Source organism: Ornithinibacillus caprae (genome assembly GCF_009728145.1).
Taxonomy (GTDB): Bacteria; Bacillota; Bacilli; order Bacillales; family Amphibacillaceae; genus Ornithinibacillus; species Ornithinibacillus caprae.
Window position 1 is genome coordinate 193,297 of the sequence record NZ_WOCA01000007.1, and the last position, 13,570, is coordinate 206,866.

The 13,570-nt window shown below is 38.5% G+C and carries 11 protein-coding genes, 20 tRNA genes and 1 rRNA gene; 6 read left to right on the top strand and 26 right to left on the bottom strand.

The window, feature by feature from the left end; genetic code table 11:
* Positions 1–197: 197 nt before the first annotated feature.
* Both GMD78_RS11210 and GMD78_RS11215 read right to left on the bottom strand, forming a co-directional pair.
* The gene (locus tag GMD78_RS11210; RefSeq protein ID WP_196493784.1) at positions 198–1,130 is read right to left on the bottom strand and encodes a hypothetical protein; all 933 of its coding nucleotides are present in this window, start codon (positions 1,128–1,130) and stop codon (positions 198–200) included.
* A 120-nt stretch (positions 1,131–1,250) separates the two neighbouring features.
* Positions 1,251–1,409: a hypothetical protein gene (locus tag GMD78_RS11215; RefSeq protein WP_155668917.1), complete on the bottom strand. Its 159-nt coding sequence runs from the start codon at positions 1,407–1,409 to the stop codon at positions 1,251–1,253.
* Positions 1,410–1,890: 481 nt separating this feature from the next.
* On the opposite strand from GMD78_RS11215, the gene GMD78_RS11220 reads away from it, so the two are divergent.
* Entirely contained in the window at positions 1,891–2,589 is a 699-nt protein-coding gene (locus tag GMD78_RS11220) for an RluA family pseudouridine synthase (protein ID WP_246187634.1), read from the top strand.
* Between the two features lie 72 nt (positions 2,590–2,661).
* On the opposite strand, the gene GMD78_RS11225 is transcribed toward GMD78_RS11220, so the two are convergent.
* Both GMD78_RS11225 and GMD78_RS11230 read right to left on the bottom strand, forming a co-directional pair.
* Positions 2,662–3,219: a cupin domain-containing protein gene (locus tag GMD78_RS11225; RefSeq protein WP_425495054.1), complete on the bottom strand. Its 558-nt coding sequence runs from the start codon at positions 3,217–3,219 to the stop codon at positions 2,662–2,664.
* Between the two features lie 156 nt (positions 3,220–3,375).
* Positions 3,376–5,697, bottom strand: coding sequence for a WD40/YVTN/BNR-like repeat-containing protein (locus GMD78_RS11230; protein WP_155668920.1), 2,322 nt, complete (start codon positions 5,695–5,697; stop codon positions 3,376–3,378).
* 699 nt (positions 5,698–6,396) lie between these two features.
* Here GMD78_RS11230 and GMD78_RS11235 point away from each other — a divergent pair.
* From GMD78_RS11235 to GMD78_RS11245, 4 genes are all read left to right on the top strand, one after another.
* Positions 6,397–6,648 (top strand): hypothetical protein, encoded by a 252-nt coding sequence (locus GMD78_RS11235; protein ID WP_343042263.1) that lies wholly within the window; start codon positions 6,397–6,399, stop codon positions 6,646–6,648.
* Between the two features lie 66 nt (positions 6,649–6,714).
* A complete protein-coding gene (locus tag GMD78_RS21970) occupies positions 6,715–7,875 on the top strand; it encodes a hypothetical protein (RefSeq protein ID WP_246187635.1) in 1,161 nt (386 codons plus the stop codon).
* Positions 7,866–8,591 (top strand): hypothetical protein, encoded by a 726-nt coding sequence (locus tag GMD78_RS21975; protein ID WP_246187636.1) that lies wholly within the window; start codon positions 7,866–7,868, stop codon positions 8,589–8,591. The genes GMD78_RS21970 and GMD78_RS21975 overlap by 10 nt, the downstream gene beginning before the upstream one ends.
* Positions 8,592–8,708: 117 nt before the next feature.
* The gene (locus GMD78_RS11245; RefSeq protein WP_246187637.1) at positions 8,709–9,158 is read left to right on the top strand and encodes a DUF4871 domain-containing protein; all 450 of its coding nucleotides are present in this window, start codon (positions 8,709–8,711) and stop codon (positions 9,156–9,158) included.
* A gap of 374 nt (positions 9,159–9,532) precedes the next feature.
* Here the strand turns inward: GMD78_RS11245 and GMD78_RS11250 are convergent, their stop codons facing one another.
* Positions 9,533–10,294, bottom strand: coding sequence for an SDR family oxidoreductase (locus GMD78_RS11250; RefSeq protein WP_155668922.1), 762 nt, complete (start codon positions 10,292–10,294; stop codon positions 9,533–9,535).
* A 170-nt stretch (positions 10,295–10,464) separates the two neighbouring features.
* Here GMD78_RS11250 and GMD78_RS11255 point away from each other — a divergent pair, with 170 nt between their 5' ends.
* Positions 10,465–11,052, top strand: coding sequence for a TetR/AcrR family transcriptional regulator (locus GMD78_RS11255; RefSeq protein ID WP_155668923.1), 588 nt, complete (start codon positions 10,465–10,467; stop codon positions 11,050–11,052).
* Between the two features lie 484 nt (positions 11,053–11,536).
* Here GMD78_RS11255 and GMD78_RS11260 read toward each other — a convergent pair.
* The 21 genes from GMD78_RS11260 to rrf form a co-directional block, all read right to left on the bottom strand.
* Positions 11,537–11,609, bottom strand: a tRNA-Ala gene (locus tag GMD78_RS11260).
* Between the two features lie 62 nt (positions 11,610–11,671).
* Positions 11,672–11,745 (bottom strand) — tRNA-Ile (locus GMD78_RS11265).
* Between the two features lie 10 nt (positions 11,746–11,755).
* Positions 11,756–11,829, bottom strand: a tRNA-Gly gene (locus GMD78_RS11270).
* A 19-nt stretch (positions 11,830–11,848) separates the two neighbouring features.
* Positions 11,849–11,934: transfer RNA gene (locus GMD78_RS11275), tRNA-Tyr, on the bottom strand.
* A gap of 18 nt (positions 11,935–11,952) precedes the next feature.
* Positions 11,953–12,028 (bottom strand) — tRNA-Phe (locus GMD78_RS11280).
* A gap of 83 nt (positions 12,029–12,111) precedes the next feature.
* Positions 12,112–12,204, bottom strand: a tRNA-Ser gene (locus tag GMD78_RS11285).
* 22 nt (positions 12,205–12,226) lie between these two features.
* Positions 12,227–12,300: transfer RNA gene (locus tag GMD78_RS11290), tRNA-Ile, on the bottom strand.
* A gap of 9 nt (positions 12,301–12,309) precedes the next feature.
* A tRNA-His gene (locus GMD78_RS11295) sits at positions 12,310–12,385 on the bottom strand.
* 19 nt (positions 12,386–12,404) lie between these two features.
* Positions 12,405–12,481 (bottom strand) — tRNA-Met (locus tag GMD78_RS11300).
* Positions 12,482–12,490: 9 nt separating this feature from the next.
* A tRNA-Ala gene (locus tag GMD78_RS11305) sits at positions 12,491–12,563 on the bottom strand.
* A 6-nt stretch (positions 12,564–12,569) separates the two neighbouring features.
* Positions 12,570–12,646: transfer RNA gene (locus GMD78_RS11310), tRNA-Pro, on the bottom strand.
* A gap of 9 nt (positions 12,647–12,655) precedes the next feature.
* Positions 12,656–12,729 (bottom strand) — tRNA-Arg (locus GMD78_RS11315).
* Between the two features lie 3 nt (positions 12,730–12,732).
* Positions 12,733–12,821 (bottom strand) — tRNA-Leu (locus tag GMD78_RS11320).
* A 6-nt stretch (positions 12,822–12,827) separates the two neighbouring features.
* Positions 12,828–12,902, bottom strand: a tRNA-Gly gene (locus GMD78_RS11325).
* 17 nt (positions 12,903–12,919) lie between these two features.
* Positions 12,920–13,004, bottom strand: a tRNA-Leu gene (locus tag GMD78_RS11330).
* Positions 13,005–13,011: 7 nt separating this feature from the next.
* Positions 13,012–13,087: transfer RNA gene (locus GMD78_RS11335), tRNA-Lys, on the bottom strand.
* A 20-nt stretch (positions 13,088–13,107) separates the two neighbouring features.
* A tRNA-Thr gene (locus tag GMD78_RS11340) sits at positions 13,108–13,180 on the bottom strand.
* A gap of 3 nt (positions 13,181–13,183) precedes the next feature.
* Positions 13,184–13,260: transfer RNA gene (locus tag GMD78_RS11345), tRNA-Asp, on the bottom strand.
* 21 nt (positions 13,261–13,281) lie between these two features.
* Positions 13,282–13,357, bottom strand: a tRNA-Val gene (locus GMD78_RS11350).
* 4 nt (positions 13,358–13,361) lie between these two features.
* Positions 13,362–13,436: transfer RNA gene (locus GMD78_RS11355), tRNA-Glu, on the bottom strand.
* Positions 13,437–13,446: 10 nt separating this feature from the next.
* Positions 13,447–13,562 (bottom strand): 5S ribosomal RNA (gene rrf, locus GMD78_RS11360).
* Between the last annotated feature and the right edge of the window lie 8 nt (positions 13,563–13,570).

Consider the following 13,570-nt stretch of genomic DNA (forward strand, 5'->3'; position numbering starts at 1 on the left):
TCATTAGCAAGACCGAGCTTAAATCTTCTTCTATAAATTTATCACGAACCTAAAAAACTATCTAGTCACCGATCACTACTGACAGTGAGGAAATCTAAAGGAAACGGTCTAAAGTACAGAAAGTATAGTGCACTTAGGGTAGAAAAGCTTTCTTATCCGGTAAAAAGAAAAGGCTAATGCTAGGTGTAGAGCCTATATTAGCCTTCATTATAATGATAAACTTCATCCTCAAATGTTTCCCCATTACTATAGACTACTTTAATGACGAGGCGCATACTTTCAAATGGTTCAACCTTTTTCAAATGAAAAAATCGAGTCATGGCATCTGAACTGTTTTTATTCTGCAATTCTATTTCTTCTTCGCCAATTAATGTATCTTCCTCATACATTAAAAGATAAGCTTCTTCTACTATCAGAGACAAATCTCCCATATTATGATGGACCAAATGCACGTCAATGTCTTCATCATCCATATCGAGATCAGTTTGTATGGTTCCATAATAATTCGCTCCAAATGCCCCTAGGTATTCGGTTTGGACTTCTCCACTATGAATCGTATCCTCATGTGAAACAGTTACATAATATTTAAGTGTCTCTTGTTCCTCTGCTTTTCTTGCTTCCATCTCTTGTATGCTTATTTCTTCATGGGCATGTGCACTATGTCGTATTAAAGCAACTTCCCATTGTGGCACTAGATCAATCTCCAGTGGGATAGTTACTTGAAATAGCCCCTGTTCAATTTCATCCGCTGGTATAGCTGTGTAATCTTCTCGTTCTCCATACGTATAATGGAAAAGTACTTCCGAATCGCTATGAAGCTCTTTCACTTGCCATTCAAAGGAACCTTCCACTGTCCCCCCTGTTGAGTCATTTGTATTTATTTCCATAATTGCCCTACTTATCAATCTCTGCTCCTCTTTGAAGTCATTCACTACATTTTGTATATTACTAGATTGATTGTTTACATTACCATTAATGGTGTGTTGCATGTGAAAGATGTCATTTACTTGATTCTCAATATCATTTATTTTAAATAATAATGTAACATTTACTATTAAACTAATGCCTAATGTCATAGATACAAAGATCATAAAATTCTTTATGTAGTTTTTACGATTAATTATTTTCACCCTCTAACTCTTTAAAATAATTCCTGTAACTAACATTTTATCATATTAGAATTTAATTATTAATAAAGGACTAGACAATGCAATAGATGTCTAGTCCTTCCATATATTCCATGCTCCGGATTAAAACTTCCATAGGTCAGCCCTAATTTGTCTCCCTTTTTCTTCATCTAATCTTTTAGATTCTGAAGTATCAAATTCGTTGGAAAACTCAGCGTCTTGATTAATTGATTTCTGTTTTTTCTTTTGATCGGTATTTCTATTATTCGTATGATTTGGCATGTATTTCCCTCCTTCTCGCTGTTTATTATAAGGATAAAATCAGGAAATATGTGTGGGCTAATAGGGGGGAAAAATAATAAGGCAAGCTAATTCTTGTCTATTAGAGGCTGGGACAAGGGACCTGACCCTCAATTACTTTTAAATACTTCCAGAGCGTTTGCTGTTTTACGTCTCTATCTCTGTTGGCACAGCATCTTGCCCAGCTGATGGCCAGGATTTTATTTTGATAATCTATATAATGCAGCAGATTTAAACATGTATAGGGATAAACAGAAAAATAAACCTAGCTTCTGTGAGTAACATTTTGTTACTCTTTTTTTGTTGGCAACTAAACATTCGCCATAAATACTTACGTATGCCAAGCTCTATCGTATAGTAACGGTTATTAAATAGATATTTTCCTATTCCAAAATCTACCCTTGATTCCCCCATGATCGACTGTTACCATTTTTATAGAGTATGTTTTAAAGGAGTTTTGGAATTGAAGAATGTCCCTATTCTTTATGAAGATAACCATTTGTTATTTGTAGAAAAACCAGTCAATGTACCTGTTCAAGAAGATCGATCAAAGGATCAAGATTTACTTTCATTTCTAAAAGAAGATATTAAATATCGCTATCAAAAACCTGGTAAAGCTTATCTTGCCCTTGTACACCGGTTAGATCGCCCCGTCGGTGGTGTGATGGTGTTTTCCAAAACATCTAAAGCAGCCTCCCGTTTGTCTAATGCAATGCGAAGAAAAGCAGTTGATAAAAAGTATTTAGCAGTTGTAAGGGGGAGACCAGCTAAAAATCATGATGTATTAGAGGATCACCTGGTAAAAGATAAACGAAGAAATATGGTATATACGGTTCATCCTAATGCTAATAAAGCTAAAAAAGCAGTCCTTGAATATGAAGTAATTGGTGAAAAAAATGACCTAAGTTTACTTTCCATCAATCTTCATACTGGTAAACCACATCAAATACGCGTACAGCTTTCCTCTCGTAATTGGCCTCTTTACGGTGATCAAAAATATGGAAAGAAAAGTAATCAAGCCGGACAACAAATTGCACTATGGTCACAAACACTTGCCGTTGATCATCCAACCAAAAATGAAACAATAAAAATCAAATCCCAACCACCCAACACATTCCCTTGGAACCTTTGGGGTCAGGTCCCTTGTCCCAGCGATTATTAGAAGAGCTCAAAAGGAATGCTTTTTGCATTCCTATTTCAATAAAAAAAGACAGCTTTAAATCTTTATATGAATTTATTCTTCAGCCATCGCGTCTGCTTTTGTTTGATGAACCGTACCAAAAGGATGTTCAGGCGGAGCGTAGATCGAGTAAAGTTTAAGTGGTGTATTTCCTGTATTTATAACATTATGCCACGTCCCTTTAGGTACCATGATGGCATCATTATCAAGGACTCTCTGTTCAAAAGGCAAATTCTCTTTTCTATCTCCCATTCGAACAATTCCTTCCCCTTGTTCAATACGCAAAAATTGATCTACCTGAGGATGTATTTCTAAACCAATAGAATCTCCAACGTCAATGCTCATTAAGGTAACCTGCAGATCATCTCCTGTCCATAGGGCTGTACGAAATGTATTATTTTGAATCGTTGCCTCCTCTATATTTACAACATAAGGATTGGTTCCATAATCCTTTAGGTTAAGATGACTTGGATTATTAGCGCGTAGATACCCAAACTGGTTGACATGTTCTACCTCACTCGGAATCGTCCAATACGTGGGGTGTCTATGATCATTAACAACTGGTACATAAACAATCGGTGGATAGGCATGCATATACGGATAATTGTACACTTTATTCATATTCCCCTTTACAGATTATTCAAATTATCCTATGCAGGTTAGTGAGTGAATGTACCTGTCAGACTCTTGTCTTGTACTAATTACCTTTTACGTTAAATCAGCTGCTCTCAAAGAGAACAGCTGATTATTATTTCCTATACTACTATATTACCAACCCCGTAGTTCTACCTCATAGACTCCACGACCGAATGTTGCTGCATATAATACACCTGTAGGTTCATGGTACTCCAAGTCTGTTACTGCAACTAACGGAATACCTTCTCCTAGGCTATACCATTTTTTACCGCCATTAGGAGATACATAAACACCAACATCTGTTGCTACATAAAGCGTATTACGATTCTTAGGATTGATCACAATGTCATTTACAGGAGCATCTGGAAGATTGGAACTTATTTCCTCCCATGTTTCTCCTCCATCAGTGCTCTTTAAGACATGAGAATCATCCTCTGCTGCACGAAATCCTGAGAAGGTCGCATAAACAATATCCGCATTTTTGGAATCAACTGCAACTCTTGTAACCCAGCGACCTGGTAATTCATCTTCATCAATCTCGGTCCAATTTTCCCCAAGATCTTTTGTCGTCCAAAGACGACCGTCATCCGTTCCTGCATAAATAACATCACTATTAGATTTAGCAACGGCAAGAGTGGTAACTGTACCATATGGATAGTTATCTATACTTTCCGCATCAGAGAGACTTGGACTGATTGCTTCCCAAGTTTTCCCTCCATCAGTCGATCTGTTTACAATATTTCCTGCATAGTACATGATTGAAGGATCGTTTGGATCAAATTCAAGTGGTGACAACCAATTACGGCGGTCTGAAACCGTATTACGTGTAAAGTTATTCATCGTTTCCCCGCCATCATCTGACCAAGAACAGTTGCCATATTGATAACATGCGTAAACCCAGTTATAATCTTCATAGTTTATTTGATTTTCTAGTCCATCTCCACCATTATAATTATTCCAGTCGTCTTCGCCTTCTCCCCATGAGCGGATGGAACCATTATCCTGTGTTCCACCTGATAGCCTTGATGGGTCTTGATGACTGACCGCAAGTGTATAGAATTGAGTGTATGGTTCATAGGTTGCTTTAACCCACTCGTTCGTTACAGAACCATTGTCTTCTGAACGATATACACCACCATCATTTCCTAGATAAACTCTACCAGGCACTTTTGGATCCCAAGCCATGGAATGTTGGTCAGCATGTACTGCCCTTCCGTTAGATTCACTCCAATTTTCCCCTCCATCTGTTGATTCCAATAAGTTAACACCAGAAACAAAGACATGGTCCTCATCATTAGGATCTACATAGTTACGACCAAACCACCATCCAAAGGACGATTGAGAGTTTGCTAGACGATTATTGTGGGCAACCTTTTCCCAGGAATCTCCACCGTCATCGGTAATATATAATCCTTCAAAATATCCGCTAGATTGAATTACCGTCAAATATGCACGGTCTGGATTACTCTTTGAAAGTGCAATACCCATTCTTCCAAGATCTCCATCAGGTAGTCCATCGGTTAACTGTTCCCATGTATCCCCACCATCAGTGGAACGATAAAGTCCTGTTCCTTCTCCACCGTATTGTCTTCCACTCGGATATCGGATTCGATCCCACATCGTTACAAATAGGGTATCTGTATCGCTATGATCGATGGCTATATCGATAGCACCTGTCGTTAGATTTTCACCTTCCAGGATTAATTCCCAAGAATCTCCGCCATCTTCGGTTTTGTATAATCCTCTTTCTCCACCATCATGAAATAGAGGTCCAGTTGCAGCCACATAAACAGTATTTGGATCTTCTGGGTCTGCCATGATTCTACCAATAGAACTGGTTTCTTTTAGCCCAATATCTTCCCAGCTCTCTCCACCGTCTGTAGAGCGGTAAACCCCAGAACCACCATAAACAATACTTCCTCCACCAGGATTAGCTTCTCCAGTTCCAACAAATAATGTTCCTTCGTTGGTAATTTCAACCGCTCCAATTGATTGAGTTAAGTTATCATCCCAAGCAACTTCAAACGTATCCCCAGCATCTGTACTTTTCCATACCCCACCAGAAGCAGCACCAATATAAATGGTATCCTCCTCGTGTGGATCAACGACTACATCAACTATACGTCCACCTATGTTACTCGGAGCATTAAATTCCCACTCCTGATTTAATGCTCCAGGCGCTTCTTTTGCCGTTACGTTTTTAAGTTCATTTGCCTGCTCTCGAGCCTTACGAAAAGCATCTCTAGGAATAACATCTTCTTCAAACCCCTTTTGAGTCATAAACCAATCGTCTCGTTTCCCAGGTCCCTTCTCGATAAATTCCTCTTTTTCCTTATCTTCTACGTTCCCTTGTGTAACTTCCGAAGTCGATAATTGCTGCAACAACAGTACAGCTCCAAATACCACCACTAACGTTAAAACTGTAAAAATAGTAGGCCACATTTTCAACTTCATACAACATCCCTCCAAAATTAATAGATTACTTGAATCTTTTTTGTAATTTACAGGGTGTTCAAAAATTGAGTTACGAGCAGATTTAGATAAGTAAGGTGGATGAGAAATTATTCAAGGTACCCTTCCCTTCTGTCTCAAATTATCCACGAAACCATTATATTACTTGTTTGAAGGCAGTTCAATAGAATTGATAATAAATTTTGAATTATCTAAAAATGAGTTCTATATCCCTATTACTTTGGGTTTAATTCACTAATAAAAAGTTGTAAAAAATACGATAAAACATAGGTTTGTAGTCTGAGAGAAGGCCAAAAGTCTATGTAAAGAAGAAATGAGGTCTGACCCCATTTCTCCTTCTCTACTAATTTTGTTGAACACAATAGAAATGAAATAAATAGGAAGTACCATTTCAGTTTTTCTATTAAAAAAAGACACCCTCCTGAGTTTAAGTAGTTCAGTTTTTGTGGAGAAACAATATAAATAGCATATCAATTAATAGACCAAATCGCAGACTGATTTGGTCTATTGTTTTTATTGATATATCAATGTTTTTACTCAAAAAATGTATAAAATAGCATAGGAAATCGCATACTAAATAACAGAGTGACAATAACTGTTGTCAATGCGAAAATTAGGATGCTAAAATAGGTGTTAATTACTATGCTAATTCTACTACTTTTTATTAGGAGTGAAAATATAGTGCAATTCATTAAACCAAAGAATAATAATGCTGATAAAGTAGATTGGCTTATCTCTGAACAAGTCCGAGAAATAGTGAAAAACTATGCGGAATACTGCGAATATAGTGAGAGCGAAGTAGTTGATATGTTCTTAAAAAACCTTCTCAAAGATGAAGAGTTTCTTAAATGGATTGATGGCATTCGAAACAACAAAAGAATGATAAGAAAAATGGGGATAGAAGATGTAATGGAGGGACAAAAACTTGGCTAAATTACAACGATTAGCTCAAAAGAAGATGGCATCGTTGTTGTTCATAATCCTGTTAGTGAAGAAGAATTGAATGATAGAAAGGAACAATATAAACTCCTATCGGATAAGAAATTTGCCTTTCGCTATAATCATATGCTGTTTCTCCCTATCGAATTCACTTGGAATGGATATACACATAAAATACAATACAACTTCTGTACAAACCCTTTATGTAAATGGTGTGGTCAAGGACAAGTAAAGTTTGAAACAGTTAAAGGGAAACCATCACGCTATAAATTAGAAGGCGGTGGGAAAAACAGTCAAAAGAAATTACGATGCAATCCTGACCCTATCAATCCTACAATTGGTATGACTTTAAATTGTAGTCCTATTACTGTTTCTAATTGGTCAGTTGCCGAAGAAATTTCAAGGCTTGTTCGTATCAATCAGACTAAGGATGTTGAGCCAGAATATAACTTCCATAAGGATAGTTGTATTGTTGGACATCTAACACCTTTTGATACGCCAAGCGAGTTTTATAAACAAGGAAAGACATTGAATAATGCTCAACGATGGCAATGTAAAGTATGCAAGAAAAAAACAAGCATCCTTCCAAACAAACGACAATCCACCACCTATCGTCAAAAGAAGAATGATATTCTTCCGATGTTTGCGAAATTACTTTTAAACAAAATGCCAATCAGTCGAACTTGTGATATTTTAGAAATTGGTGTCGGCACTTACTATCACAAATTAGAATGGTTATACCGTTGTTGTCTAGAATTCTTAGAGAAGTATGAAACAACACCACTGGCTACTGCCTCATTCAAAGAAATGTGGTTAAATACCGATAAAATGCACTACAACCTTAATAATGTTCATAAGAAAGGTCAAGGTGGTCATAAGTATTTTGGTTTAGAAGATAGCCAAGTACAGACCTATGTGGTTGTTTCAGCGGATACTATGTCACGATATGTCTTTCGGTCAGATATTGCGTATGATTGGGAAATGACAGTAGAAGACTTGAAATACGATACTGTGGTTTATAAAGAAGACCATTTGAACGATTTTAGCAAAAAGAATAACCGTTTAGATTTTTCCTATTACCCTCAAGAACCGACAGACAACGATACCCAAACACCATACGAATATCGTACAGAATTAAACGAATTTAACAAAAGGATGCAGTATGTGGATGGACTTCACGTTAATCCCACTTACACGACGATGGCTCACTATTGGCTGTAAAACAAATGGTACAAGCTAATGAATGGAGAATGATTAGTGATAATGCCCCTTCTATTATGACTGCATTCTTCAGAGTGTTTTCGAAAGAAGTAAGAATGTCTGATGCACATCATTTTCTCTGTCTGCTCGATAAGAACAAGAGTAGAAAGCAATGTTTAGAAGAGTTTGATGATGCAAAAGCCGACTTATTGGATTGGGGATTTCATAGAGGATACGAAACGAAGAACCTGCGTAAATTGGCTTACCTTTCATTGAAAGAGCAATTTGAAACACACCAATTTCATAAAGAAATCAAGACAGCAACACAATCTTATAATGACTGGGCGAAAAACCCAATAACACACCCATTGGCATCAAGAGATAAAGGATTTCATAAAGTGGATTGTACAACTGATTTATCTTCCCTTGAACCGAAAGAAATAACGAAACTGATAATGAATGTAAATGATAACGCCACGAATAGTTTTATTCAGCAAATTCGAAGAAGGTTATCTATCCTTGAAAGACCTTTGATGACAGCAAGAGGCGATGGAAAAAGTTATATTTATGCTAACTTTAATCCGAAGTATGCTCAATATGCCTTAACTATTCTAAGGACTTTCTACAACTTTTGCGAAACCTATAAATCAGCCGATGGTAAGGAACTTACTCCTGCTCAAAGGTTAGGAATTACAGATAAAGAGTTTGATTTGAAAGATATAATATATCTAAGGTAGTTCACTTAATATTAAGTGGACATATTTTTTGAAAGGAAATGGAAAATTTATGCTAAAATAAATTTATAAATTACGAACAACTAAAAAGGATTTTACGAAAATGAAGGGGGAAGTTCTTTGAGAAATAAACTGTTGATGTTGATTGTGTTTAGTATTGTTTTTGTAATGGCTGCTTGTAAATCGGAGGAAACAATTAAAGAAGAAAAATGGGAAGATAATAGCCCGACTTTTACTAATGAGTATGGCGAAATGTTTGGAAAAGAAGGTAGTATTGGAATTATTGGTTCTAAAACTGTTATAGAAAATGGACAAAAGTGGATGTGGCATTTTTGGGGAACCGAAGATATATCCAACAAAGAATGGGAAGTAAAAGCCTTTAAACAAGGAGAAGAAGAAGCGATAAATCCAATAACATTTAAAGATGAACAATTAATTCCTCGTGGTGATGAAATAAACGGACACGCTCGTTCATCAGTATTGTTTCCATCATCGGGACTATGGAAGTTAAATGTTTATATTGATGGAGAATATTTCGATGAAATTATTGTAGATATTACTCAGGAATGATAAGAACAGAAGTTATACGATGAAAAACGCTTGGAGAAATTCCAAGCGTTTTTATGTGCTAAATCAACTGTAAAATACATTGTTATTTATATTACTTTTTTTAATGCGAAAAACATTGTTATTTTTAATTTTCTCCACATTAACCGAACTACTTATCCTGAGTTGAGGTGCCTTAAATTGATCAAATTAAATATTCTTTTATAGTAAGTGTGTGGAAAATCAGCATAAACATTAGTCTCTGTATCTAAAACAATGTACTTCGTTGCTGCTAACATCAATATACTCAGCGTAATGAATGTTTCCCCATCCTTTATATATTTATAGTTGCCGATTAAAAATCCTCCTTAAAGTAGGAGGATCCTAATTAGTACGAATTAAAATGCTGCGGTCCAACCTCCATCAACTGTAATCACAGTTCCATTCACAAAACTAGATTCATCAGATGCTAAGAACAATGCAGCTTGTGCAATTTCTTCTGGTTGACCAGTACGTGGTGATACTGCATGGGCTAAGCCTGCTCGTCCCATACCAAATTCATTTACATTTTTCATACTTGAACCAATATTTGTTTCTACTGCACCTGGTGCGATTGCATTACAGCGAATCCCACTTTTTGCGTACATGAATCCAGTATTCTTAGTTAATCCAACAACTGCGTGTTTAGACGCTCCATACGCTGCTCCTGCATGTGCCCCACTAAAACCACCAGTAGATGCTGTATTGATAATGACACCACTTTCTTTTTCAAGAAAGATTGGTATTGCTTTACGCATTGCGCGCATGACACCTTTCGTATTTACATCAAAGATAAAATCCCATTTATCATCAGGAATATCTCCTACTGGTTCAAAGCCATCCATCACTCCAGCATTATTCACTAGAATATCTAATGTCCCATACTCATTTACTGCTGCATCAATCATATTTTCAATATCTGCTACATCTGCTACATTTACTTTAACTGCCTTAGCTTCTCCGCCATTTTTCTTAATTTCTTCAGACACGCTTTCAACACCATCAAGATTTAAGTCTGCTAAAACAACCTTTGCTCCCTCTTTTGCATAAAGTTCAGCGATTGCTTTTCCCATTCCAGAAGCTGCCCCTGTTACTATTGCTACTTTACCTTCTAATCTCATATAAACAACCTCCTTTTATACTTTTACTTATCTTTTACACTATTAGTTTAATAGATTATACTTAAAACAAGCAATGAACAAACAAATTCCAAAATGTTGATAAACGAATATTATCTCTTAAATTTGGTGATTAAATAGAAGAAAATAAACAAATTGGTGGTGGTTTGTCTATGAGGATTGATCGTAGAATAAATAAATCTAAACGTGCCTTAAAAGATGCCTTACTTTTGATTATGGAAACATCAGATTTTACAAAAATAACTATTACAGAAATAGTACAACAAGCCAATCTTAATCGTGGTACATTTTATAAACACTACTATACAAAAGAAGAGTTACTAGACGATCTCATTGACGACGTAATGTGTGACTTAATGGACTCTTATCGAGCACCATATCTTGATTCAAAAAAGCTCTCGATTCATGAATTAACATCATCAAAAATAAAAATCTTCGAACATGTTTATAGACATTCTAAATTTTATAGTGCAATTGTGTCCTCTAATGCAATTCCTGGAATTCAACATAAAATATGTGGTGTCTTAAAACAGCTTTCCTATGATGATTTAGAGTTAATTCAAACAACGGACAAAGTAGATACAAAATTTTTAATTAGCTATTACTCTTATGCCTTATTTGGCTTAATTTTGGAATGGATCAATACTGACTATAAATATACCCCAGCATATATGGCAGACCAACTAATTGAAATCTTAACCTACTTCCCACAGGAAACCGTGAATCTAAAGAGAGAGTAGGGGGTGAGATTAGGGGTCAGGTCCATTGTCCCGGAATGGTGGTGGGACTTAGGGTCAGGTCCATTGTCCCGGAATGGTTGGTGGGACTTAGGGTCAGGTCCATTGTCCCGGAATGGTTTATTCCAATACTTTTAGTTATCTGTCCTATAGCATCTGCCTTATATTTGCATAAGATGTATAGTAAATTTAAGGAAAGGAAGACGTTTTATGTATTTCTCAAATACACCATACAATTATCCAGATTATCACTCATTTCCACCAAGCCCCATTGCTATTCAAGCAGCACATATTCCATTACAAAGTACATTAACAAATAAAAGTGCAAAATTTTTATCCCTCTGGTACCAGTTAAATCAAACTAATGGTACTATAAATTAGACTTAAGGGTATGGCTTGGAGGGACTTAGGATAAGTCCTACTTCCCATATAAATATTTAATAAAAAAGATCACAATTAGCTGATTGCTAATCGTGATCTTTTTAGATGGAGCCTAGCGGGATCGAACCGCTGACCTCCTGCGTGCAAGGCAGGCGCTCTCCCAGCTGAGCTAAGGCCCCAATGTTTATTTAACATACATAGTGTATGGAATTTTAGTAAATATATACCTACTTAATAATGATGGGCCTGAGTGGACTCGAACCACCGACCTCACGCTTATCAGGCGTGCGCTCTAACCAGCTGAGCTACAGGCCCATTTAATAAATGGAGCGGGTGAAGGGAATTGAACCCTCGACATCAGCTTGGAAGGCTGAGGTTTTACCACTAAACTACACCCGCAAGTTGTCATATATATAAATGGTGGAGGGAGTAGGACTCGAACCTACGAACCCGATGGGAGCGGATTTACAGTCCGCCGCGTTTGGCCAACTTCGCTATCCCTCCACTATTAGTCTTATAAAATGGTGGCTCGGGACGGAATCGAACCGCCGACACAAGGATTTTCAGTCCTTTGCTCTACCGACTGAGCTACCGAGCCATGAGTTGAACTTTTATTAGAAATATTGCTTTTAATTATTGTTTGGCTAATCTATCCCTATATCAAAGAGCCAACAATATATATGGAGGAGGTAGAGGGATTCGAACCCCCGCGCGGTTTGACCCGCCTGTCGGTTTTCAAGACCGATCCCTTCAGCCAGACTTGGGTATACCTCCGTAATATTAAGATGGACCTAGATGGACCCTGCAGGACTCGAACCTGCGACCGATCGGTTATGAGCCGATAGCTCTAACCAACTGAGCTAAGGGTCCAATTTAATATGGGGCGACCGGTGGGAATCGAACCCACGAATGCCGGAGCCACAATCCGGTGCGTTAACCACTTCGCCACGACCGCCGTCTAATAAAAAAATATTTGGTAGCGGCGGAGGGGATCGAACCCCCGACCTCACGGGTATGAACCGTACGCTCTCGCCAGCTGAGCTACACCGCCAATATAATATGGAGCCTAGCGGGATCGAACCGCTGACCTCCTTCGTGCAAGGCAGGCGCTCTCCCAGCTGAGCTAAGGCCCCGTATAATGGTCGGGAAGACAGGATTTGAACCTGCGACCCCATGGTCCCAAACCATGTGCTCTACCAAGCTGAGCTACTTCCCGAAGTAAAAACGCGCCCGAGAGGAGTCGAACCCCTAACCTTTTGATCCGTAGTCAAACGCTCTATCCAATTGAGCTACGGGCGCATATGGTGCCGAGGACCGGAGTCGAACCGGTACGGTAGTCACCTACCGCAGGATTTTAAGTCCTGTGCGTCTGCCAATTCCGCCACCCCGGCACTTTATGGAGCGGAAGACGGGATTCGAACCCGCGACCCCCACCTTGGCAAGGTGGTGTTCTACCACTGAACTACTTCCGCGTAACTATTAAAGTAAATGGTGCGGGTGAAGGGAGTCGAACCCCCACATCCGAAGATACTAGATCCTAAGTCTAGCGCGTCTGCCAATTCCGCCACACCCGCAATAAAATGGTGAGCCATGAAGGATTCGAACCTTCGACCCTCTGATTAAAAGTCAGATGCTCTACCAACTGAGCTAATGGCTCTTTTAAAGACATAAAAAAGATGCCGGCCAGAGGACTTGAACCCCCAACCTACTGATTACAAGTCAGTTGCTCTACCAATTGAGCTAGGCCGGCAAATGGCGGTCCGGACGGGACTCGAACCCGCGACCTCCTGCGTGACAGGCAGGCATTCTAACCAACTGAACTACCGGACCATAGTTAGTTGTATTTTAATATGGTGGAGGATACAGGGCTCGAACCTGTGACCCCTTGCTTGTAAGGCAAGTGCTCTCCCAGCTGAGCTAATCCTCCATAATGGTGACCCGTACGGGATTCGAACCCGTGTTACCGCCGTGAAAGGGCGGTGTCTTAACCGCTTGACCAACGGGCCAACGTATTATGCCTGGCGGCGTCCTACTCTCACAGGGGCAAAGCCCCAACTACCATCGGCGCTGAGAAGCTTAACTTCTGTGTTCGGCATGGGAACAGGTGTGACCTTCTCGCTATCGCTACCAGACATACACA

What these genes read in the sequence shown, in the direction of transcription:
- GMD78_RS11215 (WP_155668917.1), bottom strand. Translation starts at nt 1,409, where the DNA reads ATGCCAAATCATACGAATAATAGAAATACCGATCAAAAGAAAAAACAG.
- GMD78_RS11230 (WP_155668920.1), bottom strand. Translation starts at nt 5,697, where the DNA reads ATGAAGTTGAAAATGTGGCCTACTATTTTTACAGTTTTAACGTTAGTG.
- GMD78_RS11250 (WP_155668922.1), bottom strand. Translation starts at nt 10,294, where the DNA reads ATGAGATTAGAAGGTAAAGTAGCAATAGTAACAGGGGCAGCTTCTGGA.
- GMD78_RS11255 (WP_155668923.1), top strand. Translation starts at nt 10,465, where the DNA reads ATGAGGATTGATCGTAGAATAAATAAATCTAAACGTGCCTTAAAAGAT.